25 protein-coding genes and 1 pseudogene are annotated in these 24,149 nt (G+C 71.4%); 13 read left to right on the top strand and 13 right to left on the bottom strand.

The annotated features are described in order from the left end of the window. Positions 1 to 170: 170 nt before the first annotated feature. The 5 genes from JGR64_RS13075 to JGR64_RS13055 form a co-directional block, all read right to left on the bottom strand. Complete coding sequence (locus JGR64_RS13075) at positions 171 to 1,553, bottom strand: NHL repeat-containing protein (protein WP_199373953.1); 1,383 nt, start codon at positions 1,551 to 1,553, stop codon at positions 171 to 173. 131 nt (positions 1,554 to 1,684) lie between these two features. Next, on the bottom strand, positions 1,685 to 2,611 hold the full coding sequence (locus JGR64_RS13070) for a ParB/RepB/Spo0J family partition protein (protein WP_199373952.1): 927 nt from the start codon (positions 2,609 to 2,611) through the stop codon (positions 1,685 to 1,687). After that, the gene (locus tag JGR64_RS13065) at positions 2,608 to 3,396 is read right to left on the bottom strand and encodes a ParA family protein (protein ID WP_199373950.1); all 789 of its coding nucleotides are present in this window, start codon (positions 3,394 to 3,396) and stop codon (positions 2,608 to 2,610) included. Before JGR64_RS13065 ends, JGR64_RS13070 begins: the two co-directional genes overlap by 4 nt. A gap of 68 nt (positions 3,397 to 3,464) precedes the next feature. After that, positions 3,465 to 4,109, bottom strand: coding sequence for a 16S rRNA (guanine(527)-N(7))-methyltransferase RsmG (gene rsmG / locus JGR64_RS13060; RefSeq protein ID WP_199373948.1), 645 nt, complete (start codon positions 4,107 to 4,109; stop codon positions 3,465 to 3,467). Positions 4,110 to 4,133: 24 nt separating this feature from the next. Further along, complete coding sequence (locus JGR64_RS13055; protein ID WP_199373946.1) at positions 4,134 to 4,727, bottom strand: 4'-phosphopantetheinyl transferase superfamily protein; 594 nt, start codon at positions 4,725 to 4,727, stop codon at positions 4,134 to 4,136. 112 nt (positions 4,728 to 4,839) lie between these two features. Here JGR64_RS13055 and JGR64_RS13050 point away from each other — a divergent pair, with 112 nt between their 5' ends. Both JGR64_RS13050 and JGR64_RS13045 read left to right on the top strand, forming a co-directional pair. Next, complete coding sequence (locus JGR64_RS13050; RefSeq protein ID WP_199373944.1) at positions 4,840 to 6,231, top strand: AMP-binding protein; 1,392 nt, start codon at positions 4,840 to 4,842, stop codon at positions 6,229 to 6,231. 109 nt (positions 6,232 to 6,340) lie between these two features. After that, positions 6,341 to 6,598, top strand: coding sequence for a GlsB/YeaQ/YmgE family stress response membrane protein (locus tag JGR64_RS13045; RefSeq protein ID WP_199373942.1), 258 nt, complete (start codon positions 6,341 to 6,343; stop codon positions 6,596 to 6,598). A gap of 348 nt (positions 6,599 to 6,946) precedes the next feature. Here the strand turns inward: JGR64_RS13045 and xth are convergent, their stop codons facing one another. Further along, the gene (xth, locus tag JGR64_RS13040; RefSeq protein ID WP_199373940.1) at positions 6,947 to 7,720 is read right to left on the bottom strand and encodes an exodeoxyribonuclease III; all 774 of its coding nucleotides are present in this window, start codon (positions 7,718 to 7,720) and stop codon (positions 6,947 to 6,949) included. 53 nt (positions 7,721 to 7,773) lie between these two features. On the opposite strand from xth, the gene JGR64_RS13035 reads away from it, so the two are divergent. Continuing rightward, positions 7,774 to 8,310 carry a gamma carbonic anhydrase family protein gene (locus JGR64_RS13035; protein ID WP_199373938.1) on the top strand — a complete coding sequence of 179 codons (537 nt, stop codon included), beginning with the start codon at positions 7,774 to 7,776 and terminating at the stop codon, positions 8,308 to 8,310. A 31-nt stretch (positions 8,311 to 8,341) separates the two neighbouring features. Here the strand turns inward: JGR64_RS13035 and aroE are convergent, their stop codons facing one another. From aroE to JGR64_RS13005, 6 genes are all read right to left on the bottom strand, one after another. Next, positions 8,342 to 9,181 carry a shikimate dehydrogenase gene (gene aroE / locus JGR64_RS13030; protein WP_199373936.1) on the bottom strand — a complete coding sequence of 280 codons (840 nt, stop codon included), beginning with the start codon at positions 9,179 to 9,181 and terminating at the stop codon, positions 8,342 to 8,344. A 113-nt stretch (positions 9,182 to 9,294) separates the two neighbouring features. After that, positions 9,295 to 10,284: a porphobilinogen synthase gene (hemB, locus tag JGR64_RS13025; protein WP_199373934.1), complete on the bottom strand. Its 990-nt coding sequence runs from the start codon at positions 10,282 to 10,284 to the stop codon at positions 9,295 to 9,297. A 103-nt stretch (positions 10,285 to 10,387) separates the two neighbouring features. Then, the gene (locus JGR64_RS13020; protein ID WP_233348209.1) at positions 10,388 to 11,992 is read right to left on the bottom strand and encodes a PA domain-containing protein; all 1,605 of its coding nucleotides are present in this window, start codon (positions 11,990 to 11,992) and stop codon (positions 10,388 to 10,390) included. Continuing rightward, on the bottom strand, positions 11,985 to 12,395 hold the full coding sequence (locus tag JGR64_RS13015; RefSeq protein ID WP_199373932.1) for a hypothetical protein: 411 nt from the start codon (positions 12,393 to 12,395) through the stop codon (positions 11,985 to 11,987). The genes JGR64_RS13020 and JGR64_RS13015 overlap by 8 nt, the downstream gene beginning before the upstream one ends. 203 nt (positions 12,396 to 12,598) lie before the next feature. After that, a complete protein-coding gene (locus JGR64_RS13010) occupies positions 12,599 to 13,621 on the bottom strand; it encodes a pteridine-dependent deoxygenase (RefSeq protein WP_199373929.1) in 1,023 nt (340 codons plus the stop codon). Then, positions 13,618 to 14,973 carry an NAD(P)/FAD-dependent oxidoreductase gene (locus JGR64_RS13005; protein ID WP_199374371.1) on the bottom strand — a complete coding sequence of 452 codons (1,356 nt, stop codon included), beginning with the start codon at positions 14,971 to 14,973 and terminating at the stop codon, positions 13,618 to 13,620. The genes JGR64_RS13010 and JGR64_RS13005 overlap by 4 nt, the downstream gene beginning before the upstream one ends. A 116-nt stretch (positions 14,974 to 15,089) precedes the next feature. Here JGR64_RS13005 and JGR64_RS13000 point away from each other — a divergent pair, with 116 nt between their 5' ends. From JGR64_RS13000 to JGR64_RS12955, 10 genes and pseudogenes are all read left to right on the top strand, one after another. Then, a complete protein-coding gene (locus tag JGR64_RS13000; RefSeq protein ID WP_199373927.1) occupies positions 15,090 to 15,356 on the top strand; it encodes a phosphopantetheine-binding protein in 267 nt (88 codons plus the stop codon). Positions 15,357 to 15,385: 29 nt separating this feature from the next. Next, positions 15,386 to 16,069, top strand: coding sequence for a ketosynthase (locus JGR64_RS12995; RefSeq protein WP_199373925.1), 684 nt, complete (start codon positions 15,386 to 15,388; stop codon positions 16,067 to 16,069). Positions 16,070 to 16,197: 128 nt separating this feature from the next. After that, complete coding sequence (locus JGR64_RS12990) at positions 16,198 to 16,890, top strand: lysophospholipid acyltransferase family protein (RefSeq protein WP_233348266.1); 693 nt, start codon at positions 16,198 to 16,200, stop codon at positions 16,888 to 16,890. 17 nt (positions 16,891 to 16,907) lie between these two features. Next, on the top strand, positions 16,908 to 17,186 hold the full coding sequence (locus JGR64_RS12985) for a hypothetical protein (protein WP_199373923.1): 279 nt from the start codon (positions 16,908 to 16,910) through the stop codon (positions 17,184 to 17,186). Beyond that, positions 17,183 to 18,070 (top strand): annotated as a pseudogene (locus JGR64_RS12980) (acyltransferase); the annotation flags it as partial. The gene JGR64_RS12985 and the pseudogene JGR64_RS12980, both read left to right, overlap by 4 nt. Before the next feature lie 121 nt (positions 18,071 to 18,191). Continuing rightward, positions 18,192 to 18,833: a LolA-related protein gene (locus tag JGR64_RS12975; RefSeq protein WP_199373919.1), complete on the top strand. Its 642-nt coding sequence runs from the start codon at positions 18,192 to 18,194 to the stop codon at positions 18,831 to 18,833. Further along, complete coding sequence (locus tag JGR64_RS12970; protein ID WP_199373917.1) at positions 18,830 to 21,157, top strand: MMPL family transporter; 2,328 nt, start codon at positions 18,830 to 18,832, stop codon at positions 21,155 to 21,157. The genes JGR64_RS12975 and JGR64_RS12970 overlap by 4 nt, the downstream gene beginning before the upstream one ends. Next, positions 21,154 to 21,603 (top strand): phosphotransferase, encoded by a 450-nt coding sequence (locus JGR64_RS12965; protein ID WP_199373915.1) that lies wholly within the window; start codon positions 21,154 to 21,156, stop codon positions 21,601 to 21,603. The genes JGR64_RS12970 and JGR64_RS12965 overlap by 4 nt, the downstream gene beginning before the upstream one ends. A gap of 7 nt (positions 21,604 to 21,610) precedes the next feature. Further along, entirely contained in the window at positions 21,611 to 22,351 is a 741-nt protein-coding gene (fabG, locus tag JGR64_RS12960; RefSeq protein WP_199373913.1) for a 3-oxoacyl-ACP reductase FabG, read from the top strand. Positions 22,352 to 22,441: 90 nt separating this feature from the next. Further along, positions 22,442 to 22,918: a hypothetical protein gene (locus JGR64_RS12955; protein WP_199373912.1), complete on the top strand. Its 477-nt coding sequence runs from the start codon at positions 22,442 to 22,444 to the stop codon at positions 22,916 to 22,918. Here JGR64_RS12955 and JGR64_RS12950 read toward each other — a convergent pair. Further along, on the bottom strand, positions 22,861 to 24,141 hold the full coding sequence (locus tag JGR64_RS12950) for a cation:proton antiporter (RefSeq protein WP_234446961.1): 1,281 nt from the start codon (positions 24,139 to 24,141) through the stop codon (positions 22,861 to 22,863). The genes JGR64_RS12955 and JGR64_RS12950 overlap by 58 nt on opposite strands. Positions 24,142 to 24,149 lie beyond the last annotated feature (8 nt).

Below are 24,149 nucleotides of genomic sequence, written 5' to 3'. Positions count from 1 at the left end.
CGCGATACGGGTCTGTAGGCACTGCCAAGGGGCGCCGGAATCGCATTTCCGGGCCGCCAGGGCCCTCCGCGAGGAGGGCGGGCGCAGCGAGCCGGGCATTTTGCTGCAATGCGGGGGGTCATTGCAAGACTTGGTCCCGCCGGGCCTCGGGGCGCCCGTGGGGTGGGGGTCTATGCGCCCTGGCGGCGGGCGCGCTGGGGAGCGACGCAGGGTGCGATGTCCGAACGCAGGACTTCGGACCAGAGCACCATATCGAGGCCGGCGGGGTCGCCGATGCGTCCGGTGGCCACCATGCCCTCCACGCTGGATTCGAAACGCTGCAGCGCGCCGCAGGCCAGGACGTCGTTCGCCGCATTGCCGTCATCGAGCAACCGCCGCGCCTGCCTGAGGTGAAAGGCGGGCGCGTTCGCCTTCGATCGCAGGTTCTCGCGGTCGAGCGTCCGCTGCATGTCGCCGAGGCGCTCCACGGCGGATGGCGCGGCGACTTCGCGGACACGGCTGTGGCCGTAGTCACCCAGGAAGTACCGACCCGAGGCGGCAACGGCGAGGCCGATCGGTTGCCAGATCCAGGCGTCGATCGCGGGGCCGTCATCGCCGTCGCCGGGTACGCCTGAGTCTTCACCGGTCCCGGCAACGGTCGTGATCGTACCGCCAGGGCTGATCCGGCGAACTCGATGGTTGAACGAGTCGAGGACGTACAGGTTTCCGTACGCGTCGAAACCCATGGAGTCGGGGGAGGCCAGCGTTGCCAGCCGCGCCGGTCCACCGTCACCGGCGAAACCTTCGACGCCAGCCGTTCCGGCGATCCTGTCGATGATGCCGCCGGGAGAAATCCTCCGGATCGTGTTCCACCCGTTCAGGTAGATGCTTCCGTCGGGACGCGCTTCGACATCAAACGGTGCCAGTACGCCTGCCGCCAGGGCTGGCCCGCCATCGCCGCCTTCGCTCTCCTGCCCGGTCCCGGCGATCGTGGTGATGATGCCCGAGGCGGCCACCTTGCGGATGCGATGGTTGTCGGTATCGGCGATATAGACATTGCCCGCGGCATCCACCGCCACGCCGAACGGCCTGCCGAGTGTCGCACCCGTGGCCGGGCCGTTGTCGCCGCCGAAACCGAAGTTGCCGTTGCCGGCGAACGTGGTGATCGTGCCGTTGGCCGCGATCCTGCGAACGCGACTGTTGTTGCGGTCCGCGACGTAGATGTTGCCGGCGGCATCGATCGCGAGTTCCGTCGGGCGATTCAGGCTGGCCGAAGTCGCGGGGCCACCATCGCCGCTGAAGCCGGCCACGCCGTTACCCGCGATCGTGGTGATGATGCCCTGGCTGTCGATGCGACGGATGCGGTGGTTCCAGGTGTCGGCGATCACGACGCTTCCATCGCCGTCGAGCGCGACACCCTGCGGCCGATCGACTTGGGCCTGCACCGCCGGGCCGTCGTCGCCGCTGAATCCCTGCTCCCCGTTGCCTGCATGGTTGCCGATGTTCTGCGCGGCAACGCCGGAGGACGCCACGGAAACCACCAGTGCGAACCAGGCGGGCAGCAGACGGTTCATCGCGTTCTCCAGCTTGAGTGGCGCTCCCTGAAATCTGGGAAACGCCGAGACCCGGCCAGGACGGACAAAGTGACAGCCCGGAAATGAAGAAGCCCGCCATTGGCGGGCTCCGGTCGTGGCCAGCCCCCGCTTCAGGGCGTGCCGCGCAGGCGCTCCAGCACCCCGTCCAGCGTGTCCAGGTCGCTGTAGTGGATGACCAGGCGGCCCTTGTTGCCGCGGCCGTGGGCGATGCTCACGCGGGTGGCGAGCGATTCGGAGAGCTCGGTCTCCAGCGCGGCGATGTCGGCCTGCGGACGCGCCCTGCCGGTGGTGGCCTTCTTGCGGCTGCTCGCCGGCACGCGGCCGGCGGCGAACTGCTGGGCGCGGTGTTCCACCTCGCGCACAGACCAGCCGTGCTCGGCGGCATCCGAGGCCAGCTTGCTGGCCAGCTCCGGCGACAGCGTCAGCAGCGCGCGCGCGTGGCCCATCTCCAGGCGCTTGGCCTCGAGCAGGACACGGATGGCGGGCGGCAGTTCCAGCAGGCGCAGCAGGTTGGACACCGCCGCGCGCGAACGGCCGACGGCCTCGGCAGCCTGGGCGTGGGTGAGGTCGAATTCGTCGATCAGGCGCTGCAGCGCCTGCGCTTCCTCGAGCGGATTCAGGTCTTCGCGCTGGATGTTCTCGATCAGCGCCATCGCGACCACGGTGCGGTCGTCGACGTCGCGCACCACCACCGGCACTTCGGCCAGGCCTGCCTGGCGCGACGCGCGCCAGCGGCGCTCGCCGGCGATGATCTCGTAGGTGCGATCGGGCAGCGCGCGCACCACGATCGGCTGGATCACGCCCTGCGCCTTGATGGATTCCGCGAGCTCGGCCAGCTTGCCCGGGTCCATCTGTCGCCGCGGCTGGTACTTGCCGGGCGCGAGTGCGTCGACCGGCAGCGAGTGCAGGGTGTCGCCGGGACGCGCCTCGAGCACCGGCGCCTCGGCGGCCTTGGGTCCGAGCAGGGCTTCCAGCCCGCGTCCGAGCCCGCGCTTCTTGGCCACGCCCTTCGCCGGCGCGTTCTTTGCAGCGGTCATGCCGCCTTCTCCTTCTGTTCGCGTTCGCGCTGGCGACGCAGCACCTCCCCGGCGAGGCCGAGGTAAGCGATGGCGCCGCGCGAACCGCGGTCGTAGCCGACGATGCTCTGTCCGTGGCTGGGGGCCTCGGCCAGGCGCACGTTGCGCGGCACGATGGTGCGGAAGACCTGGTCGCCGAAATGGCTGACCAGTTCGGCCGAGACCGCGTTGGCGAGGTTGTTGCGCACGTCGAACATGGTGCGCAGCACGCCCTCGATCTGCAGTCCCGGGTTGAGCTTGCCCTTCAGCGCCTCGATGGTCGCCAGCAGCGATGTGAGGCCTTCGAGCGCGTAGTACTCGCACTGCATCGGCACCAGCACGCTGTCGGCGGCGGTGAGCGCGTTGAGCGTGAGCAGCGACAGCGCAGGCGGGCAGTCGATGATGATGTAGTCGTACCTGGGTCGCAGCGGGTCGAGTGCGCGCCTGAGGCGCTGCTCGCGGCCTTCCTCGTCCATCAGCCCGATCTCGGCGGCGGTGAGGTCGGTGTTGCCCGGCATCAGGTCGAAGCCTTCCGGCGTGGAGACGATGACGTCGACGGCGTGGGCCTCCTCGAGCAGCACGTCGCAGGTCGATCCCTGCAGCTCGCGCTTGTCGATGCCGCTGCCCATGGTGGCGTTGCCCTGGGCGTCGAGGTCGACCAGCAGCACGCGCTGTGGCGTGGCGGCGAGCGCGGCGGCAAGGTTCACCGCCGTCGTGGTCTTTCCGACGCCGCCTTTCTGGTTGGCGATGGCGATGATGCGGGCCATGGGCTCCGGCTGCCTCGATGCAGGGAATACGACGGGGATCCCCGGCCACACCCCGGCCGGGTCGGTGATTATGCCCCGCCGCGGGCCGCGCGTCGCACCACCACGAGGTGGCGTTCGGCGTCAAGACCGGGGACGGCGAGCGGATGCACGGCTTCGAGCCGCCATTCGCCGGGCAACGCGGCGATCTCGGCGTCGGGCCTCGCGCCCTTCATCGCCAGCAGGCGGCCTTCGGGCGCGAGCAGGTGCCCGCCGGCGGCGAGGATGTCGGGCAGGGTGGCCATGGCGCGCGCGGTGATCGCGTCGAACGCACCCGGCTGGTCGACGGCCTCGGCGCGGCATTCCGCCACGCGCGCGTTCGCCAGGCCGAGCGTGCGCACCGCCTCGCGCAGGAACCGCGCCTTCTTGCCGTTGGATTCCACCAGCGTGACCTGGAGCGCAGGCAGCGCGATCGCCAGCGGGATGCCGGGCAGGCCGGCGCCGGTGCCGAGGTCGGCGAGCGTGGCGACATCGCGCACGTGCGCATGCATCGACAGCGAATCGAGCAGGTGGAGTGTGACCATGTCGCCCGGGTCGCGGATGGCGGTCAGGTTGTAGGTGCGGTTCCAGCGCGCCAGCAGGTCGAGGTAGGCGGCCAGGGGCGCGGCCAGCGCCGGGGCGAGGTCTAGGGCGGCAAGTCCGGCTTCGAGCGTGGCGTAGTGACGGGGATCGGTCATGCCGCCATTGTAGGCGGCGCGGCCTCAGGGCCAGTGCGGGCGCCAGGCGACGGTGGCGAGGTAGTCGGGTGCGGGGCGGAACGCGTGCAGCGTCCAGTCGCCGGGCGCGCCGAGTGCCGGGTCGCAGTCCACCAGCGCCCAGTCTTCGCCCTCTGGCGCGAACACCAGCCGGTGCAGGCCGAACGACAGTCCCTGGCCGTGGGCCTTGAGCACCGCCTCCTTGGCGCACCACAGCCTGACGAATGCGGCTTCGCGGGCGTCATCCGGCAGCGCCGCAAGCGTGGCCGCCTCGCTGGCGGCGAAGAAGCGGTTGGCCAGCACCTGGGCCTTAGGCCGCGGACGCTCGAACTCGAGGTCGATCCCGATCCGCACGTCGGCGGCCAGCGCCATCAGCAGGCCGTCGCCGCTGTGGCTCCAGCTCGTGTCGAAACCGCCGTGATGGGCGCCCAGGAGCGGCCGGCCGTGCATCTCGCGGGTGATGTGCAGCGACGCCGGCGGGCCGCCGAGCTGAACGGCCAGCCATGTCCGCACCAGCGGTTCGGCGGGCTCGCCATGGCGGTATGGCTGCCAGGCGCAACGGACGGGACCGACCTGGAGCTGGCCGGGGGCGAGCGGCATCGGTGCGGTGATCCTTGGGGACTCGGGTTGGCCAGCGTAAAGTAACGCCGTGGTTGCATGGGCTTCGGCCGCGAACAGGGGGCGCTCGCGCGCCAAGGAGTATCCAGCAAACATGTCGGCTGTCATCGAGACCCATCCGCGGCAGCAGGCCGCTGTCGTCCAGTCTTCGCCGCTGGCGGCAGGCGCGCCCGCGCGCCCCGTGGCCTTTGGCGGCGGCCGCACCGTGGCGCTGGCTGATTTCGTGGCCCAGGCGACGGCGCTTGCAGCGCTGCTGCCTGACAGGCCCTACGCGGTGAACCTGTGCGAACACCGCTACGCGTTCCTGGTGGCGTTCGCCGCGGCCACGCTGCGCGGCCAGACCACGCTGCTGCCGCCGTCGCGCACGCGCGCGGCCATCGACGAGGTCCGCATCCACCACCCCGACAGCTACTGCCTGGGCGACAGCGATGCCACCGGCTACGAGACCATCGCGCCGCTGCCGCAGTACCTGCGCCTGCCCGACCCCCTGCCGCGCGGCGACCGCGACGGCACCATGCCGCTGGTGGCAGGCGATGCCGCGGTCGCGATCGGCTACACCTCCGGCAGCACCGGCGCACCCAAGGCCAACCACAAGACCTGGCGCAGCTTCGTGGCCAGCACGGCGCAGAACATCGCCGCGCTCGCCGACCTGCTGCCCGATGGCGCCACCGCGCACATCGTGGCCACGGTGCCGCCGCAGCACATGTACGGCATGGAGATGTCGGTGCTGCTCCCGCTGGTCGGCGGCGTGGCGGTGCACGATGCGCGGCCGTTCTTCCCGGTCGACATCGCCGCCGCGCTTGCCGACGCGCCGTTGCCGCCGCTGCTGGTCACCACGCCCGTGCACCTGCGCGCGCTGGTCGAATCGGGCATCACGCTGCCGCCGCTGGCCGGCATCGTCGCGTCCACGGCCGCGTTGCCGGTGGAGCTGGCGGTGGCCGCGGAAGCGCGCTTCGGCTGCGAGGTGCGCGAGATGTTCGGCTCCACCGAGACCTGCATCCTGGCGCGCCGGCGCACGGCTTGCGAGGAGGAATGGACGCTGCTGCCCGGCGTCGAACTGCATCCGCAGCCCGACGGCACCCTTGTGCATGCCGCCCACCTCGCGGCGCCCGTGGCGTTGGCCGACATCGTCGAGCTGCGCCCGGACGGACGCTTCCGCCTGTGCGGCCGGCAGTCCGACCTGCTGGAGATCGCCGGCAAGCGCGCCTCGCTCGGCGACCTCACCCGCCGCCTGCTGGCGATCCCGGGTGTCCGTGATGCCGCCCTGCTGCAGCTCGATCCCGACGCCTTCGGGGTGCGCCGGCTGGCCGCCGCCGTGGTGGCGCCGGAGCTTGACGAAACCGCCATCCAGGCCGCGCTGCGCCAGGCGATCGACCCGGTGTTCCTGCCGCGTCCGCTGCGCCTGGTGACGGCGCTCCCGCGCAACGAGACCGGAAAGCTGCCGCGAGAGGCGCTGCTCGCATTGCTCCAGCACGGCGGGCCCTGAGCCCGTCCAGGGCGCCTCGCCGCTACGCAGCCGTCACGCGGAGGCCGGGAGACTGCGCCGGCGCCGTCCCAGATACGGGTTCGGCCCCCGTGACCACCTGGAGAATCGAATGAATTTCATCATCTACCTGATCGTCGGTGGCATCGCCGGCTGGCTGGCCAGCATGATCATGCGCACCGACGGACAGCAGGGCCTCCTGCTCAACATCATCGTCGGCATCATCGGCGGCTTCCTCGGCGGCTGGTTGCTGCCGGCCATCGGCCTGGGCCTGGGTGGCGGCTGGGTCGGCTTCCTGATCACCGCATTGATCGGCGCGGTGATCCTGCTCGCCATCGTCAACCTGTTCCGGCGCGGCAGCGTGCGCTGACCTGATCAGGTCGGTGAGAGGAAGGGCCCGGCAATGCCGGGCCTTTTTTTTGCGTTCCTTTCGCGATCCGTTGGAGGAAGAAGCGCGGCGCTGATAGGGCGCCGGGTACCACCCGGTACGCCGCACTACGCGGTGGATTGAGGAGCAAAGCCACAGCCCGCGATCTCGCGCACGGTCGCGGTACCGGCAGCCGGCGCACAGCCCCGAAGTGGCCGGGAGGCCTTCGCGGGGAAGTCAAGGAGGAGGCATCCGCCGCCAGGCGGATCCGGGGGACATGAGCCGCGAAGGCCTCACGGACACCACAGGGGCGCTAGAGCTGCCCTTTCGTTCAGTGGTAGTGGCCTGCGCTCAGCCGCCCAGGCGCACCCACGCCGGGGCGTGGTCGCTCGGGCGCTCCCAGGCGCGTGGCTCGCGGTCGATGCCGCTTGCCACGGCCTCGGCGCGCAAAGCGTCGGACACCAGAGTGAGGTCGATGCGCAGGCCGAGGTCGCGACGGAACGCCGCCTGGCGGTAGTCCCACCAGCTGAACACGCCGGCCTCGTCGTTGTGCAGGCGGAACGCGTCGTGCAGGCCAAGATCCAGCAGGGCGCGCAGCGCATCGCGCTCGGCGGTGGAGGTGAGGATGTGCCCCTCGTTCCACACCGCCGGATCGTGCACGTCCCGAGCATCGGGAGCGATGTTGAAATCGCCCACCACCACCAGCCGCGGATGCAGTGCGCGCTCGGCCGCCAGCCAGTCGCGGACCGCTGCCAGCCAGCGCAGCTTGTAGGCGTACTTGTCGGTGCCGACGTCCTGGCCGTTGACCACGTACAGGTTGACGATGCGCACGTCGCCGACGGTGGCCGCGATCACCCGCTTCTGCTCGTCCTCGAATCCCGGGATGCCGACCTGCACGTCGGCGGGCGCCTGGCCGCGCGCGAGGATCGCCACGCCGTTGTAGGTCTTCTGCCCCGAGAACACGCTGCGGTAGCCGAGCGCGGCCAGCGCGTCGTCGGGGAAGCGCGCGTCGTCGAGCTTGGTCTCCTGGATGCCGACGACGTCCGGCGCTGCGTCCTTCAGCCATTGCTCGAGGTGCGGCAGGCGCACGTTGAGCGAGTTGACGTTCCAGCTGGCGATCTTCAATGCGGGGCTCCGGCGCGCGATGGCGGCGACTATAGCCGGGCTAGAATGCGCGCATGAACCTCCGACCCTACCGCGGCCAGTTTCCACGCCTCGGCGCGCGCGTCTACGTCGATCCCGCCGCCACCGTCATCGGTGACGTCGAACTCGGCGACGACTGCTCGCTGTGGCCAGGCACCGTGGTGCGCGGCGACGTCAACGTGGTGCGCATCGGTGCGCGCTGCAACCTGCAGGACGGCGCCATCGTGCACGTCAGCCATGCCGGCCCGCATTCGCGCATGGACGGCTACGCCACCGTGATCGGCGACGACGTCACCATCGGCCACGGCGCGATCATCCACGCCTGCCGCATCGGCAATGCGGCGCTGGTGGGCATGGGCGCGATCGTGATGGACGGCGCGGTGGTCGAGGACAACGGCTACGTCGGCGCCGGTGCGCTGCTGTCCCCGGGAAAGGTGGTGCGCAGCCGCGAGCTGTGGCTCGGCAACCCGGCGCGGCTGGTGCGCACGATCGACGATGCCGCCGTCGAAGGCCTGCTGTACAGCGCCGCGCACTACGTGCGCCTGAAGGACGAATACCTGGCGGCCGGCTGAGTGGGCGCGCGGCCGGCCCGGTCCGCGCCGGTCAGTCGGCGGTGATCAGGTGGTTGTGTTCGGCGCGCAGCTCGCCGTAGATGGCGTCGGTCTCGGGCTCCACGCCGTGCCAGCGCGCGAAGCCGAGCGCCGCCTGCTCCACCAGCATGCCCAGGCCGTCGACGACCGCGTGCGCGCCGCTGGCGCGTGCCCACGCCAGGAACGGGACCGCCGCCTCGCCGTAGTTGAGGTCCACCGCCGCCATCCGTCGCCCGACCAGCGAGCGCGGCAGCCCCATCAGCCCGGTGTTGCGCGCCGCCGATGTGGCGTTGACCACCAGCTCGAATTCGCCCAGCGATCCGATATCGGACAGGTGTCGCGGGTGCACGCGCCCGGGCTGGCCGAGGCCGTCGGCCAGCGCGTCGGCGTGCGCCGAGGTGCGGTTGACGATGAAGAGGTCGCCGATGCCGGCGTCCAGCAGCGCCGGCGCCACGCCGCGCGCCGCGCCGCCGGCGCCGATCAACAACGTACGCCGCGCGCGCAGGTCCAGCGCATGGCGGCCGGTGAGGTCGCGCACCAGGCCGGTGCCGTCGGTGTTGTCGCCGTGCCAGGTTTCGCCGTTGCGCACCAGCGTGTTGACCGCACCGGCGCGGCGCGCGCGCTCGGTGACGTCGGTGCACAGGTCCAGCGCCAGTTGCTTGAGCGGCAGGGTGACGTTGGCGCCGGCGCCGCCGCGTGCGGCAAACAAATGCAATGCGTGCGGGAACCCGCCCGTGTCCGCGTCAATCGCGACGTAGTCCACCGGGATCCCGGTCTCTCGCCCGAAGGCGGCATGGATGCGAGGAGAGAGCGAGTGCGCGACCGGATGCCCGAATACCGCGTAATGCTTCATGCCATGCCTCCCTGTTGCCTTGGCGTTGCCGGCCGCGGGTGCGTGGCCGGGCGTTTGCTCCGAGTCTACGCCGCCCGCAGTGCTGCCTGCAGCCGGTCCCGGTCGTTGCGCCGTCAGCCCTCGCGCAGCCAGCGCGCGGCGTCCAGCGCGAAATAGGTCAGCACGCCGTCGGCACCGGCGCGCTTGAAGCCGAGCAGGGATTCCAGCACGCAGGCGCGCTCGTCCAGCCAGCCATTCGCGGCGGCGGCCTTGAGCATCGCGTACTCGCCACTCACCTGGTACGCGAAGGTGGGCACGCCGAAGCTGTCCTTCACCCGTCGCACCACGTCGAGGTAGGGCATGCCCGGCTTGACCATGACCATGTCGGCGCCTTCGTCGAGGTCGGCGGCGACTTCGCGCAGCGCCTCGTCGCTGTTGCCCGGATCCATCTGGTAGGTGCGCTTATCGGCCTTGCCGAGTGCCGAGGCGCTGCCCACCGCGTCGCGGAACGGGCCGTAGAAGCTCGACGCGTACTTTGCCGCGTAGGCGAGGATGCGGGTGTGGACGTGGCCGTCCTCCTCCAGCGCGAAGCGGATCGCGCCGATGCGGCCGTCCATCATGTCGCTGGGTGCCACCACGTCGGCACCGGCGCGCGCGTGCGACAGCGCCTGGCGCACCAGCGCCTCCACGGTTGCGTCGTTGGTGACGTAGCCGCGGCCGTCGACCAGGCCGTCCTGGCCGTGGCTGGTGTAGGGGTCCAGGGCGACGTCGGTGATCACGCCCAGCTCCGGGAAGCGCGCCTTGAGCGCGCGCACCGCGCGCTGGCAGAGGCCCTCGTCGTCCCAGGCCGCGGCGGCGTCGAGCGACTTGGCTTCCGGCGCGGTAACCGGGAACAGCGCCAGCGCCGGCACGCCGAGTTCGCAGGCGGTGTCGGCTTCGCGCAACAGGTCGTCGATCGACATGCGTTCGATGCCCGGCATCGACGCGATCGCGGCACGGCCCGCGGGCTCGTGCACGAACACCGGATAGATCAGGTCGTCGGCGGTCAGGGTGTGCTCGCGCATCAGCCGGCGCGAGAACGCATCGCGGCGCATGCGCCGGAAACGGGTGTCGGGATAGGCCATGGCGGGATTCTACGCCGCGGCGGGGCGGCGCATCGCGGACATGAAAAAGGGCCGGCGCCCCGAAGGAGCGCCGGCCCTGAACTACCTCAATGCAAAACGCGTGTTACAGCGAGCACTTGCGCAGCGAGGCTTCCGCGCTCGCCGGGATGGCACCCACCGAGCGCAGCTTGGCGACGAACGGGGCAAGGCAGGCTGCGACGCCGGCCTTGGCCTTGACCGTGCTGCGGCACATGGCCTCGGCGGCCTGCAGGTTGGCACCACCGACCATGCCGACGACCTCGGCATCGAACACCGGCACGCCGGTGTCGCAACGCCCGCCGTGGGTCGTGGCGTTGCCGTCGTTCAGCGTCCAGCCCATGTCCGCGTACAGCGCCGGGGTCAGGTCAAGGCGCAGGTTGCCGTCCAGGTCCTGGTTGATCGACGGCTCCATCAGCGCGTTCGGCACGTGGCTGATGTCGAAGTGCGAGAACGTGGAACCCTGGGCCAGCACGGTCGGCGAGTAGAGGCGCGCGCGGCCGGCGATGTCGGAACCGGCGAACCGCCCGGGGACCTGTGCCAGCGTCACGTTGACGCCCGGGATGCCCGCCTTGATGGTGACGCCGTCGGCCTGCGAGACGCTGATGGTCGGCACCGTGGCATTGACCGTGGCGTCCTCGGCCATGGCGATCGTACCGGGGGCGTTGTTGGCCACGATGACCGCGATCGCGCCGGCATCCTGGGCAAACTTCGCCTTGATCTCGAACGCGCAGGTGCCGCGATCGACGATCGCCACCTTGCCTGCGTAGGCACCGGCGGGCGAGGCCACGCAGCCCTGCGAGGGCGCTGCGCTGCCGTCGTTGACCAGCACCACCGCCCCGTTGAAGTTCGCCGAGGTGGCTTCCGGACCGAAGGCCGCGGTGCCGAAGGCGAAGCTGCCGGTGGCGGTGCCGCTGGCGACCAGCATGGTCAGCGGCGCGAGCGCGTCCGGCACCTGCGCGGTGACTTCGGCGCCGGTCCAGGCAAGTGCATCGGACTTCGCGGCGGCAACGCGCTCGGCGTTGGTCATCGCATTCCACGCCTTGCTGGTGGCGTTGTCGTACACGAAGCTCGAATAGATGTCGGTGAAGCCGCTCTGCGGCGCGCCGGTGGCCAGGTTGTGGAAGCCCTGGAAGTTCAGGCCGTGGCCGATCTCGTGCATCACCACGTCAAGGAAGTTGATCTTCCCTGCCGGCGTGTTGCCGTCGAGGCCGTAGTACCAGCCGGAATTCTCCAGGCAGCCCGGGGTGCCGAGGTTGGAGTTGAAGTTGCTGTTGATCTCGTCTTCGGTCGGCGACAGGTTGTCGCCGGCGATGGCGTTGGCGAGCGCTTCGCCATACCAGGTGGCCGGCACCGCGCCGTCGAAGTCGCGCTGGATGAAGCGCGCGCCGGCGGAGCCGAGCACGCCGCTGGTGGCGTCGCAGGTGAGCGGGGTGAACTGGGCGCGCACGCGGATGTCCACGTCGCTTTCCAGCACCGCGCCCCACAGGTCGGCCGCGAACTGGTACACGATGCGGCGCTGTTCACCGACCGTCTTGCCCGGGTTGTTGCCGACCGGCGTCGCCGCGGCGGGGTCGTTGAGGCCGACGCCGGGAGCGTTCATGTTGACCGGAATGATGTTCGCGGCCTGGGCGGTGCCGATGGCGGCCACCGAGGCAACGGCCAGGGCGCACGCAAGCAGGGTCTTATTCATGGGCGGCGCCCTCCGTGGCGGGGGCGTGGTCGCCGTGGGTGATCACGATGCTGCCATCGGCCTGCTGGGTGGCGGTGACATTCGACATCATGTCGTCGGACACCTGCATGCTGACGCGGCCATCGGGATGGCGACGCATGGTGCGCTCGGCTTCGGCGCGGGTCTTCGGGCCCGGCTTGGCGATCGACATGGAGTTGTCGGTCCGCATGCGGCTCGCGGCCGCGCGCAGTGACGCCAGTTCGGACGCGGTCGGTGCGCGCAGGCGACCGGTGGCGGGATCGATGGCAACGGTGACGCCGGCAAGGCTGCCGGTGGCGTCGGAGTCGGCGACGGCCGGCTCGGACGCATGCGCGGCAAAACCGGCACTCAGGCCGGCCAGCAGCAACAGGGTGGTGCATTTCATCAGGGCGATCCTCGGAATGGAGGCACGCGGGATGCAGTGGTCGATGCCACCGTCTCCCCGGCGGTGCTCCTTGGTCAATGCAAAGAGTGGATGCTGCGGCGGGTCGTTGTCGTCTTGGCCCGCGCCGAGTCTGCATTTTTTTTGCCCCGATACTCAATCTTGCAGCGCAACAGAACGCCACGGTATTGTGATCGGCTGTCTGTTCAGGAGGTGACGGGGCTCTCTGGATTTCCGTGAACGCCGTCGATCTCGACCGCCAGCTCGCGCCGGCAGATCGCGGCGTGCAGCAGCATGCGCGGCACCGTGTCGCCGAAGCGGCGGTCCAGCGCCGCGGCCACCAGCGGCAGGTCGGCGCGGTCGCGCACGTACACTTTGAGCCGCGTGCCGGCACCGAAGCGCGGCGGCAGGGCGGGGCATCGCGCGCGCGCCATGTGCAGCAGCGCATCGAAGTTGGCGAAGGTCTCGTCGACCTGCGCCAGAAGTTCGCCCTCGTGCATCGAGGCATGCCCGACCACGGCGGCGGTGCCGGACAGCAGCAGCGGCATCGCGCTGCCGTCGGCCGCCAGCATCGCGCGCGCGAAGCTCGGCGGCTGCGGGCCGTACTGGCGCGGGTAGTGGTAGGCGCTGACCTGGCGCGGGTTCTCGACCGGCGTGCCGGGCGCGTGCGCGGCCAGCCAGTAGACCTGCACCACGCGTGCCCCGTCGCAGCGGCCGATGGCGGTCGCCGCCGGCAGCGTACGGGCATCGAAATCGCCGAGACCGGCGGCGCGGCCTATGCAGAACTCGCGGTAGCGCTCCGCGTCGCCCTGGCCCACGGTGATCGCGTCGAGGTAGTTCCAGATGCGCAGCAGGTGCGGCGTGCGGCTGCCGCGGGTGAATGCCACCAGCCGTGCATAGGCGTGGCGCGCCGCGGCTTCGATGCCGTCCGCGCCCTCTTCCACCTCGATGGCGCCGAACAGCAGCTGGCCGTCGCTGGACCAGCGGATGTCGCCGTCGCGGCCGCGCATCACCGGCGCGTTGGCGCGCCAGACTTCGTATGGCGCATCGCCATGGGGCTCCAGCGGCACGCGCAGGTAGCGCGGATCGGCGAGCGCCTGGGGGACGCGCGCGCCGAAGCCGAACACCGCCAGGGTGTCGTCGCCGAGCAGCGCCTGCGGCGCATCGGCGTGGACATAGTCGACGGCCAGGCGTGGCGCGGCTGGCAGGGAGGCGAGCACGCTGTTCATGGGTTGCCGTCCTGCAGCGTGTCGCCGCTGAACTGTTCAGCGACCTGGCGACGGCGGCGCAGCCAGCCGCGCAGCGCCTGCGGCGCGATCACCACGGCGTTCGCCGCGTACAGCAGGCGGAACAGCCGCAGCCGGCGCAGCACCGGCTTGTTGTCGAACACGTCGCCGGCCAGCATCGAGATCACCGCCTGCTCGAGCTGCCAGTCGTTGCGCGGAGCCGCGAACAGGCGCTGCATCACCGGCGTGGTGAAGCGGTGGATGAACCACGAGAAGTGCTTCAGCCCGCGGCGCAGGCGCCGGTCCATGGCGCGCTGCAGGGCGCGCTCGCGCGCCGGCGTGCGCAGGCTGCCGTCGACCACCGTGGCCGCATGCTCGGCGCTGTTCATCGCCAGGTACACGCCCGACGAGAACACCGGGTCGATGAAGGCGAACGCGTCGCCGGCCATCACCCAGCCGTCGCCCGACATCCGGCTGCACCCATAGGAGTAGTTGCCCGTGGCGTGCACCGGCGCCACGCGCTCGGCATCCTGCATGCGCGACCACACCGATGGCGCCAGCGCCAGAGTCTGCATCAGGAAGTCTTCGTTGTTGCCGCGGCGCTGCTTGAGGTATTCGGGATGGCATACGGCGCCGACGCTCATCACGTCGCCGCGCAGCGGGATCAGCCAGTACCAGCCGTGCGCGAAGCGGTCGATGGTGATGTTGCCGGCGTCTTCGCCCGGCCGGCGCTGCACGCCGCGGAAGTGGCTGAAGATCGCCGCCGACTGGTGGTGGCTGCTCTTCTGCTTGAGCTTGAGCTTGCGGCCGAAAAACGTGTCGCGGCCACTGGCATCGACCACGTAGCGCATGCGCACCCGCAGCGTGTTGCCGTCGGCGTCGCGTGCGCGCGCCACCGTGGGGCGTCCGCCTTCGAACTCCACCGCGTCGACCGAAACCTGTTCGCGGCCGTCCACGCCATTGGCGCGCGCGTGTTCGAACAGCAACTGGTCGAACTCCTCGCGCTTGATCTGGAACGCGTAGCCGTACTTCGGGTTGATGGCGCGGTCGAAGCGGAACACGTTGGTGGTGCCGGCCGCATCCTGCAGCGGGAAATCGGCGCCCTGCTTGTGCACGCCGATCGCGCGCACCTGCTCCAGCACGCCAAGGCGCTCGAGGATGGGCAGGTTCATGGGCAGCAGCGATTCGCCGATGTGGAAGCGCGGATGCAGCGCCTTCTCCAGCATCAGCACGCGCCAGCCGCGCCGGGCCAGCAGGGTCGCGGCGGTGGAACCGGCGGGGCCGCCGCCAATCACCAGCACGTCGGTTTCGATGTCTTGCGCGGAGGCGTCCGTGTCTTCGGTTGTGTTCGACATTTCGCGGCGCTGTGCGGCCATGCGATGATTCCGGGACGCAGATGATAGCGCGCCGCCAGCCGCAGGGCCGGCGGGCCACGGTCGCCACGACCCCAGCCGCAACCCGGAAACCGCAGATGTCCAACCAGACCCCCGCCGAACGCGAACTCGCCGAACTGCTGGTCGAAAGCCTGAACCTCGAGGACGTCGATCCGGCCGGCATCGACCCGGAGGCGCCGCTGTTCAACACCGGGCTGGGCCTGGATTCGATCGACGCGCTGGAGCTCGCGCTGGCGGTCGGCAAGCGCTACGGCTTCCAGCTGCGCTCGGACAACGAGGAAAACCTGCGCATCTTCGCGTCGCTGCGCGCGCTGTCGGCACACGTCGAGCAGCAGCGCACCTGAACGCGCCCGCCGCCGCCGGGACGACGTCCATGGTCCTCGGCCTGCAGGTGGCGATGGCGGTTGCCTACGCGTTGCTGGCGCATGCCGCCAGCGCCACCGGCGACGGCCGCTTCGCCTACGGCGCGCTGCTTTCGCTGGTGGTGATGATGCTGGCCGCCGGCATCGCCGCGCGCCGCACCTGGGCGTGGCTGCTGCTGCCGCTGTCGGTCGCCGCCTGCCACGCGCTCTACCTCGCCGGCCTGGCCGCGGTGCCGTTGCTGCTGGTGCCGGTGGCGTTCGTCGCGCTGATCGCGTGGCTGTTCGGGCGCAGCCTGCAGTCACCACATGGCGCGCTGATCACCCGCATCGTGGCGGCCCTGGACGGCAGCACGCCGGCCACGCTGGCGCCGGACCTGCTCGCCTACAGCCGCGGCCTGACCGCGGCCTGGGCCTGGGTGCTCGCCGGCATGGCGCTGGCCAACCTGGCGCTGGCGCTGGCGGCGGAGCCGGGCGGCCTGCTGGCGAGCCTCGGCATCCGGCCGCCGGTGGCGATCACCCTCGAACAATGGTCGTTGTTCGCAAACCTCCTGACCTACGGCGTCGTGGGCGGGTTCTTTGCCATCGAGTTCATGTACCGCAAGCGGCGTTTCCCTGGCCGCTATGTCAGTTTTCTCTCCTTTCTTCGCCAGATGGCGGCGCTGGGCCCGGCGTTCTGGCGCGACTTCCTGCGCTGAAGCGCGGAAGCGCCTGGCGGCATTGGTATGCTTCGCCGATGCAGATCCGCGTCGACACCATGGAAGAGGCCGAACCGGCCGCGCGACGATTGGCCTGGGGCGCCCACAACGCCCTCGGCTTCGTGTTCATGCTGTTCTGGACGGCGGGCTGGATCAGCCTGGCCTTGCTGGTGCTGGCACTGACGCGGCGCCGCGACCTCGCGCTGCGCATGGCCGCGCGCTGCTGGGCACCCACGCTGATCGCCGGCGCAGGCGCGCGATTCGAGGTGGAAGGCGCCGACGACATCGACTGGTCGCGCGCGCGCCTGCTGGTCTCCAACCACCAGTCGATCATCGACATCTGCGCGTTGTTCCGCGCGGTTCCGGTGCCGCTGCACTTCCTGCTCAAGCAGGAGATGGCGCGGGTGCCGTTCGTGGGCTGGTATGCGCGTGCCTGCGGGATGCTGTTCATCGAGCGCGACAACCCGCGCTCCGGACCGCTGCTGCGCCGCCAGGCCGCGGCGCTGCTGCGCGATGGCCACAGCCTGTGCCTGTTCCCGGAAGGCACGCGCAGCCGCAGCGGCGCGGTGGCGCCGTTCAAGGGCGGGGCGTTCCAGTCCGCGATCGATGCCGGCGTGGAGGTGCTGCCGGTGGCGATCGAGGGCGCCGGCGCGGTGCTGCCGCCCGACCGGATGTTCCGCGTCCGTCCCGGGGTGATCCGCGTGCGCATCGGCACGCCGTTGCCGACCCGTGATGCCGCCGACGCCGTCGCCGTCACCCGCCAGGCCCTGGCCGATGCGGCACACGCCTCCGTACAGGCGCTGCTGCGCCGCCCGTCCTGAGAGCACCCGGCCACACCATGCAGTTCGTCGTTGCGCCTACCCATCCCTGCCTGCCGGGGCATTTCCCCGGCAGCCCGCTGGTGCCCGGCGTGGTGATCCTCGATCACGTGCTGGCCGCCATCGAGCGCGGGCACGCGCCGACGGGTCCGCTGCGGCTGCCGCAGGTCAAGTTCCTGGCGCCCCTGTTGCCGGGCGTGGTGGCGACGGTGGTGCTCGATGGCGCCGCGCCGCGCTGGCGGTTCCGCGTGCAGGCCGGCGACGTGCTGGTCGCGACCGGCGACGTGGTGGCGGCATGACCCGGCACTGGAAGCAGCGCCGCGAGGGCGGCGGCTGGTTTGCGCTCTGGCTGCTGCGCGGCGTCAGCCGGCACGGCGGGCGCAGGCTGGCACGGCTGCTGCTGTTCCCGATCACGCTGTATTTCCTGCTGCGCCGGCACGAGGAGCGGCGGGATTCGCGCGCCTACCTCGCGCGCGCGCTCGGGCGCCCGGCGCGGCTGCGCGATGTCGCGCGCCACATCCACACCTTCGCCGCCACCATCCTCGACCGCGTGTTCCTGCTCGGCGGCGACGCCGCGCGCTTCGACATCGGCATCAGCGGGCTCAGGCCGCTGCACGAAGTACTCGACCGTGGCTGCGGACTGCTGCTGTTCGGCTCGCACCTCGGCAGCTTCGAGGTGCTGCGCGTGCTTGGCCGGCAGCGTCCGGACGTGCAGATCCGCGTGGTGCTGGACAAGGCGCACAGCCCTGCCGTCACCGCGCTGCTCGATGCGCTCAACCCGGAGATCGCGGCGTCGGTGATCGATGCCAGCCAGGGCGGGCCGGCGATCATGTTCGAAATCCAGCAGGCGGCCGCGGAGGGCGCGGTGATCGCGCTGCTGGTCGACCGCACCCAGCCCGGCGAGCCGTCGCTGCCGGCATCGTTCCTCGGCACCGAAGCCCAGTTCCCGTTGACCCCATGGCAGCTGGCCGCGGTACTGGGCGTGCCGGTGCAGCTCGCCTTCGGCCTGTACCGCGGCGGCTCCCGCTACGATCTGGTGTTCGAGCCCTTTTCCGATGGCCTGGTCATCCCGCGGCGCGAGCGCGCCACCGCGCTGCCGGCGCTCATCGAGCGTTATGCATCGCGCCTTGAGCATCATGTCCGCGATGCGCCATACAACTGGTTCAACTTCTACGACTTCTGGGGCGACCGTGAGCACGACCGAAGCCAGCAAGACTCCACGCCCGACGCCAGGCCCGATGTCAGGGTCCACGCCAGGCATGACCCCCGGCCCGGCGACGACGCCGTTCCGGGTGCGGCGGTGGATGATGCTGCTGACGGCGGCGCTCGCGTTGCTGCCGGCGCTGTCGTCCGCCGCGCAGCCGGCGGCGGTCGATAGCGGCTGGATCCTCGCGCGCCTGGCGCGGCCGGCGCCGATGCGCACGCCGTTCGTCGAGGTGCGCGGTTCGGCGATGCTGAAAGCCCCGTTGCGCATCGAAGGCGTCTACGCGCGTCCCGACGCCGACACGCTGGTGCGCGAGGTGCGCGCCCCGTACGCCGAAACCACGACCATCCGCGGTGGCCGGGCGACGATCGTGCGCGGCACCCGCGCGCCGCGCAGCTTCGCGCTGTCGCGCGCACCCGAACTTGCAGGGCTGCAGGCCAGTTTCGGCGCGCTGCTCGGCGGCGACACCGCGGCGCTGGGGCAGAGTTACCGCACCACGGCCAGCGGCAGCCGCGAGGACTGGACGCTGGTGCTGGTGCCGCGTGACGCCGCGCTGGCCGCAACCCTGCGCGACATCACCCTGCGCGGCCGCGGCGCCGAACTGCGCTGCATCGAGACCCGCCCGGTCGAAGGCGAGCTGCAGCGCACGCTGCTGGCGGGCGCCGCGCGCTCCGCGGCCGTGGATGCCGACGCCGCGGCGCTGGCCGTGCTGTGCCGCGAGCCCGGCGCCGGCGCGCAATGACGCCCGCACGCCGCACCGCGCTGGCCCTGCTGTGGCTGGCGGCGCTGGCGATCGCCGGTTGGGTGGTGGGCCAGCACCTCGCGCTCAGTGGCGACCTGCGCCGCTTCATGCCAGAGCCGCGCACGGCCGCGCAGAAGCTCCTGATCGACGAACTGGGCGACGGTCCCGGCACGCGCCTGTTGCTGATCTCGCTGTCGGGCGACGACCCCGAAGCGCTGGCCGCGCAGTCGCAGGCACTGGCGGCCACGCTTGCCGCCAATGACGACTTCGAGTTCGTCGCCAACGGCGGCGATGCCAACCTCGATGCCATCCCGGAATCGCTGCGCGCCTACCGCTACCTGCTGACACCCGGCTTCGATACGCAGCCGCTGGACGCCGGGTACCTCGCGGAGCAGCTCGACGAACGCCTGCAGGATCTCGGCTCGCCGGCCGCCGCGCTGATCGAGCCGCTGTTGCCGTCCGATCCCACGCTGGAATTGCTGAAGGTCGCCGAAGCGTGGCAGCCGGCCGCGGCGCCGTCGCGCCTGCACGGCGTGTGGTTCGACCGTGCCGGCCGCGAGGCGCTGCTGCTGGCGCAGACCCATGCCGGCGGTTTCGACCCGACCGGCCAGCAGCGCGCCTATGACGCGGTGTACGCCGCATTCGATGCCGCGCGCGGCGATGCGCCTTCGCAGCTGCGGATGACCGGCCCGGGCGCGTTCTCGGTCGAGATCGGCGGCCGCACCGCGCGCGAGGCGCAGTGGATCGGCGCGATCGACAGCATCTCGCTGATCCTGCTGCTGCTGGTCGCGTATCGCAGCTGGCGCATTCCGCTGCTCGGCGTGCTGCCGCTGGCCACCGCCGGGCTCGCCGGGCTGGGCGCCGTGGCGCTGATGTTCGAGGCCGTGCACGGCATTACCGTGGCCTTCGGCTTCACCCTGATCGGCGTGGTGCAGGACTATCCGATCCACTTCTTCAGCCACCAGCGCGCCGGCCTCACCCCGCAGCGCAACGTGCGCCAGCTGTGGCCCACCCTGGCCACCGGCGTCATCGCCACCTGCATCTCGTACCTGACCTTCCTGTTCTCGGGCGTCGACGGCCTGCGCCAGCTGGCGGTGTTCACCATCGCCGCGCTCGCGGCCGCGGCCCTGGCCACGCGCTACGGCCTGCCGCCGCTGGTCGACCCGTCGCCGCGCGACACCGCCGATTTCCCGCGCGTGCAGGCGCTGTGGCGCGGCATCAACCGCCTGCCGCGCCCGCGCTGGTCGCTGCTGGTGCTGGCCATCGCCTGCGTCGCGGTGCTGGCGACCGCGCGCACGCCGTTCTGGGAAAACGATCTCTCGCGCCTGACGCCGGTGCCGGACGACGCGATGGCCGTCGATACCCGCCTGCGCGACGAACTGGGCGCACCCGACGTGCGCTACGTGCTGGTGCTGCGCGGCGCCGATGGCGACGCCGCGCTGGCTGCGGCCGAGGCGATCCACGCGCGGCTGGACGCACTGGTGGCGACGGGTGCGATCGACGGCTACGACAGCGCGGCGCGTTACCTGCCGTCCGCGGCCACCCAGCGTGCACGCCAGGCCCGCCTTCCGGATCCGGGCACCTTGCAGGCGGCGCTCACCACCGCGCTGCAGGACTCGCCGTTCCGCGAGGACGCGTTCGCGCCGTTCCTGGCCGATGTCGAACACGCGCGCACCGCGCCGCCGCTGCGCGCCGCCGACCTGCGTGGCACGCCCTTGGCCGGCAGCGTGGAAGGCCTGCTGCTGGAGGGCGAGGCCGGTGCCACGGCGCTGGTGTCGCTGAGCGGCCTGTCGGATCCCGCCGCGGTGGCGCGCGTGGCGGCCGACGCCGGCGGCGAGCTGCTGGACATGAAACTGGCCTCGGAGTCGCTGGTCGCGGAATACCGCGGCCGCGTGCTGGCCGCGCTGGCGATCGCCGCGCTGCTGCTGGCGGCGACGGTGTGGATCGCGCTGCGCTCGCCGCGGCGCGTCGTGCGCGTGCTGCTGCCGATGGCGCTGACCACGCTGGTGGTGCTGGCGGTGCTGCGCGGGCTGGGCGTGGAACTCAACCTGTTCCACCTGGTGGCGCTGATCCTCGCCGCCGGCCTCGGGCTCGACTACGCGCTGTTCTTCGAACATGCCGGCGACGATCGCGCCGACCAGCTGCGCACCCTGCACGCGGTGGTGGTGTGCAGCCTGATGACCCTGCTGGTGTTCAGCCTGCTGGCGCTGTCGTCGATTCCGGTGCTGCGCGCCATCGGCAGCACGGTGGCGCTCGGCGTGCTGTCCAACTTCGTGCTCGCCCTGCTGGTGTCGCGCCACGCGCCTGCGGAGACCCACGCGTGATCGGCCGCGAGGAGATCCTCGCGCTCATCCCGCACCAGGGCGCCATGTGCCTGTGGGACGAGGTGCTGGGCTTCGATGCCAGCAGCATCCGCCTGCGCGCCGGCAACCACCGCGATCCCGCGCATCCGCTGCGCAGCGGCGGCCTGCTGCGCGCGGTGCACCTGTGCGAGTACGGCGCGCAGGCGATGGCGGTGCACGGCGGCCTGCGCGCGCGTGCGTCCGGTGGCGAGGCCGCGCGTGCCGGGATGCTGGTCGCACTGCGCGGGGTGGAGCTGCACTGCGCGCGCATCGATGACCTGGCCGGCGCGCTGGAGTGCGAGGCCGAGCTGCTCATGGAAGGCGAGGCCAGCCAGCAGTACGCGTTCCGCATCCACCATGCCGGCGCGCTGCTGGCAGAGGGCCGCGCGGCGGTGATGCTCGCCGACGCCGCGGCGATGCCGCGATAATCCGCGCATGAACACATCCATGCAGGCTCCACGACGCGCACTGGTCACCGGCGGCAGCGGCGACCTTGGCGGTGCGATCTGCCGGCAGCTGGCCGCGGCCGGCCTGCACGTGGTCGTCCACGGCAATGCCAACCTCGCGCGTGCGCAGGCGGTGGCCGATGCGATCCGCGAAGCCGGCGGCAGTGCCGATGCGGTCGCCTTCGACGTTGCCGACGGCGACGCCACGCGCGCGGCGATCGACGGCCTGCTCGCCGACGGCCCGGTGCAGGTACTGGTCAACAACGCCGGCATCCACGACGACGCGCCGATGGCGGGCATGTCCGACGCGCAGTGGAAGCGGGTCATCGACGTGTCGCTGCACGGCTTCTTCCACGTCACCCAGCCGCTGCTGCTGCCGATGGCGCGCACGCGCTGGGGGCGCATCGTCAGCGTGTCGAGCGTCGCCGCGGTGCTCGGCAACCGCGGCCAGGCCAACTACGCCGCGGCCAAGGCGGCGCTGCATGGCGCGTCGAAATCGCTGGCGCGCGAAATGGCTTCGCGCAACATCACCGTCAACGTGGTCGCGCCCGGCGTGATCGCGGGACGCATGGCCGAGGCCGCGTTCGCGCCCGAGGTGGTGAAGCAGATGGTGCCGGCGGGCCGCGCGGGAACGCCGGACGAAGTGGCGGCGATGATCGGCTTCCTGTGCTCGGATGCCGCCGGCTACGTCACCGGCCAGGTGATCGGGGTCAACGGCGGCATGGGCTGACCCCGACGCCGCCGCCGTCATGGCGCGGCCCGTCGCGGAGGGTTCATGATGGCCAGCGGAAGATTTCCGTCCATCGCCGAAGGTGCCGACATGACCGCCATCCACACGCTTCGTTTCGTCGCCGCCAGCGCAGTGCTGCTGCTGGCCGGCTGCGCGTCCTCGCACATCCTCACCGGCACGCCGCGGGCGCCGATCGACCCCGCCCAGGTCCGCGTGTACTACGGTGCGCCGTCCGTGCCGTACGAAGAGATCGCGCTACTGGAGACCAGCAGCGGTGCGCTCACCTACGGCGAGCAGAACAAGACCGATTCGGTGCTGCGCAAGCTGCGCGAGGAAGCCGCCTCGCTGGGCGCCAACGGCATCCTGTTCCAGGGCACCGCGGACAGCTACGGCGGCAGCGGCGTGAGCGTGGGTGCCGGCGGCGGGCGCTTCGGTGGCCGCAGCCACACCAGCGCCGGCGTCGGCGTGAGCATCAGCCCGCGGCAGAAGCACGCGCGCGGCGTGGCGATCTACGTATCCAACCCGCCGCCGCTGGCCGACCCGCCGGCCGCACCGCCCTCCAACTGAACCGCGGGCCGCGGTCCGCGCGCCAACAGGGCGAGCAGGGGACCGGTCATCACCGTGGTCAGGATCGCCATCGCGAACAGCATGGTGAACAGCACCGGTCCGATCAGCCCCGCGTCCAGGCCGACCTTGATCACCACCAGTTCCATCAGGCCGCGCGCGTTCATCAGTGAGCCCACTGCAAGGCTCGGCCGCCATGGATGGCCGGCAAGGCGCGCGCCCAGCGCACCGCCGGCCACCTTGCCGGCCACCGCCACGGCGACGATCGCCGCCAGCACGCCCACGCTGCCGCCGGTAAACGCGTCCGCGCTCATGCCGAGGCCGGCCAGCGCGAAGAAGATCGGCATCAGCGCGACCACCGCGATGTGCTCGATGCGCTCGATGAGCACCGCCAGCAGGCGGTCGTCGCGCGGCAGGCAGGCGCCGAACAGGAATGCACCGAACACCGCGTGCAGGCCCACCCATTCTGTCGCGGCCGCGCAGGCCAGCATGCCGGCCAGCAGCAGCCCGAACGAGACCGTAGCGCCATCCTCGTCGAGCGGGTGGCGGCGCAGCAGCCACGCATACAGCGGCCGCAGCACCAGGAACACCAGCGCCACGATCAGCAGCAGGCCACCGGCGACGCGGGTGAAGCCGGCATAGCCGTCGCCGCCGCCGGCCAGCGCCAGGATCAGCGCCAGCAGCATCCAGGTGAACACGTCGGCGAGCGCGGCGGCATTGAGCGACAGCTGGCCGACCCCGGTACGGGTCATGCCGCGATCCTTGAGGATCCGCGCCAGCACCGGGAACGCGGTGATCGACATCGCCGCGGCGAAGAACAGCGCGAACGGCCAGAAGGCGAGCCCATCCGGCGCCAGCGCGGGATAGAGCCACACGGCCAGCACCAGGCCCATCGCCATCGGCACGAAGAACGCGCAGGCGCCGACCAGTCCCGCGGCACGGACCTGCGAACGCAGCCCCTGCGGCGCGCGCAGCTCTGCACCCACCACGAACATGAAGAGCACCAGCCCGAGGGTGGCCAGCGCCGACAGCGGCGCGAGCGACGTGGCCGGGAACAGCGCCGCATGCGTGGCGGGCCACAGCTGCCCGAACACCACCGGGCCGAGCAGCACGCCCGCGGCCATCTCGCCCACCACCGCCGGCTGCCCGAAGCGGCGCAGCAGCAGCCCGCAGCCGCGCGCCGCCACCAGGATGGCGAGGAGCTGCAGCAACAGCAGGGTGGTCACGGGGCCGT

The organism is Luteimonas sp. MC1572, assembly GCF_016615815.1.
Classification (GTDB): domain Bacteria; phylum Pseudomonadota; class Gammaproteobacteria; order Xanthomonadales; family Xanthomonadaceae; genus Luteimonas.
This window is presented reverse-complemented; position numbering and strand designations above follow the sequence as displayed.

Excerpts from the sequence above, each read along its gene's own strand:
- JGR64_RS13065 (WP_199373950.1), bottom strand. The coding sequence starts at position 3,396 with ATGGCCCGCATCATCGCCATCGCCAACCAGAAAGGCGGCGTCGGAAAG.
- hemB (WP_199373934.1), bottom strand. The coding sequence starts at position 10,284 with ATGGCCTATCCCGACACCCGTTTCCGGCGCATGCGCCGCGATGCGTTC.
- JGR64_RS13045 (WP_199373942.1), top strand. The coding sequence starts at position 6,341 with ATGAATTTCATCATCTACCTGATCGTCGGTGGCATCGCCGGCTGGCTG.
- JGR64_RS13070 (WP_199373952.1), bottom strand. The coding sequence starts at position 2,611 with ATGACCGCTGCAAAGAACGCGCCGGCGAAGGGCGTGGCCAAGAAGCGC.
- JGR64_RS12975 (WP_199373919.1), top strand. The coding sequence starts at position 18,192 with ATGATGCTGCTGACGGCGGCGCTCGCGTTGCTGCCGGCGCTGTCGTCC.
- JGR64_RS13005 (WP_199374371.1), bottom strand. The coding sequence starts at position 14,973 with ATGTCGAACACAACCGAAGACACGGACGCCTCCGCGCAAGACATCGAA.
- JGR64_RS12970 (WP_199373917.1), top strand. The coding sequence starts at position 18,830 with ATGACGCCCGCACGCCGCACCGCGCTGGCCCTGCTGTGGCTGGCGGCG.
- JGR64_RS13035 (WP_199373938.1), top strand. The coding sequence starts at position 7,774 with ATGAACCTCCGACCCTACCGCGGCCAGTTTCCACGCCTCGGCGCGCGC.
- JGR64_RS12990 (WP_233348266.1), top strand. The coding sequence starts at position 16,198 with ATGCTGTTCTGGACGGCGGGCTGGATCAGCCTGGCCTTGCTGGTGCTG.
- JGR64_RS13010 (WP_199373929.1), bottom strand. The coding sequence starts at position 13,621 with ATGAACAGCGTGCTCGCCTCCCTGCCAGCCGCGCCACGCCTGGCCGTC.
- JGR64_RS13055 (WP_199373946.1), bottom strand. The coding sequence starts at position 4,727 with ATGCCGCTCGCCCCCGGCCAGCTCCAGGTCGGTCCCGTCCGTTGCGCC.
- JGR64_RS12985 (WP_199373923.1), top strand. The coding sequence starts at position 16,908 with ATGCAGTTCGTCGTTGCGCCTACCCATCCCTGCCTGCCGGGGCATTTC.
- JGR64_RS13050 (WP_199373944.1), top strand. The coding sequence starts at position 4,840 with ATGTCGGCTGTCATCGAGACCCATCCGCGGCAGCAGGCCGCTGTCGTC.
- rsmG (WP_199373948.1), bottom strand. The coding sequence starts at position 4,109 with ATGACCGATCCCCGTCACTACGCCACGCTCGAAGCCGGACTTGCCGCC.
- JGR64_RS13000 (WP_199373927.1), top strand. The coding sequence starts at position 15,090 with ATGTCCAACCAGACCCCCGCCGAACGCGAACTCGCCGAACTGCTGGTC.
- JGR64_RS13020 (WP_233348209.1), bottom strand. The coding sequence starts at position 11,992 with ATGAATAAGACCCTGCTTGCGTGCGCCCTGGCCGTTGCCTCGGTGGCC.
- JGR64_RS12995 (WP_199373925.1), top strand. The coding sequence starts at position 15,386 with ATGGTCCTCGGCCTGCAGGTGGCGATGGCGGTTGCCTACGCGTTGCTG.
- aroE (WP_199373936.1), bottom strand. The coding sequence starts at position 9,181 with ATGAAGCATTACGCGGTATTCGGGCATCCGGTCGCGCACTCGCTCTCT.
- JGR64_RS13075 (WP_199373953.1), bottom strand. The coding sequence starts at position 1,553 with ATGAACCGTCTGCTGCCCGCCTGGTTCGCACTGGTGGTTTCCGTGGCG.
- fabG (WP_199373913.1), top strand. The coding sequence starts at position 21,611 with ATGAACACATCCATGCAGGCTCCACGACGCGCACTGGTCACCGGCGGC.
- JGR64_RS13015 (WP_199373932.1), bottom strand. The coding sequence starts at position 12,395 with ATGAAATGCACCACCCTGTTGCTGCTGGCCGGCCTGAGTGCCGGTTTT.
- JGR64_RS12955 (WP_199373912.1), top strand. The coding sequence starts at position 22,442 with ATGACCGCCATCCACACGCTTCGTTTCGTCGCCGCCAGCGCAGTGCTG.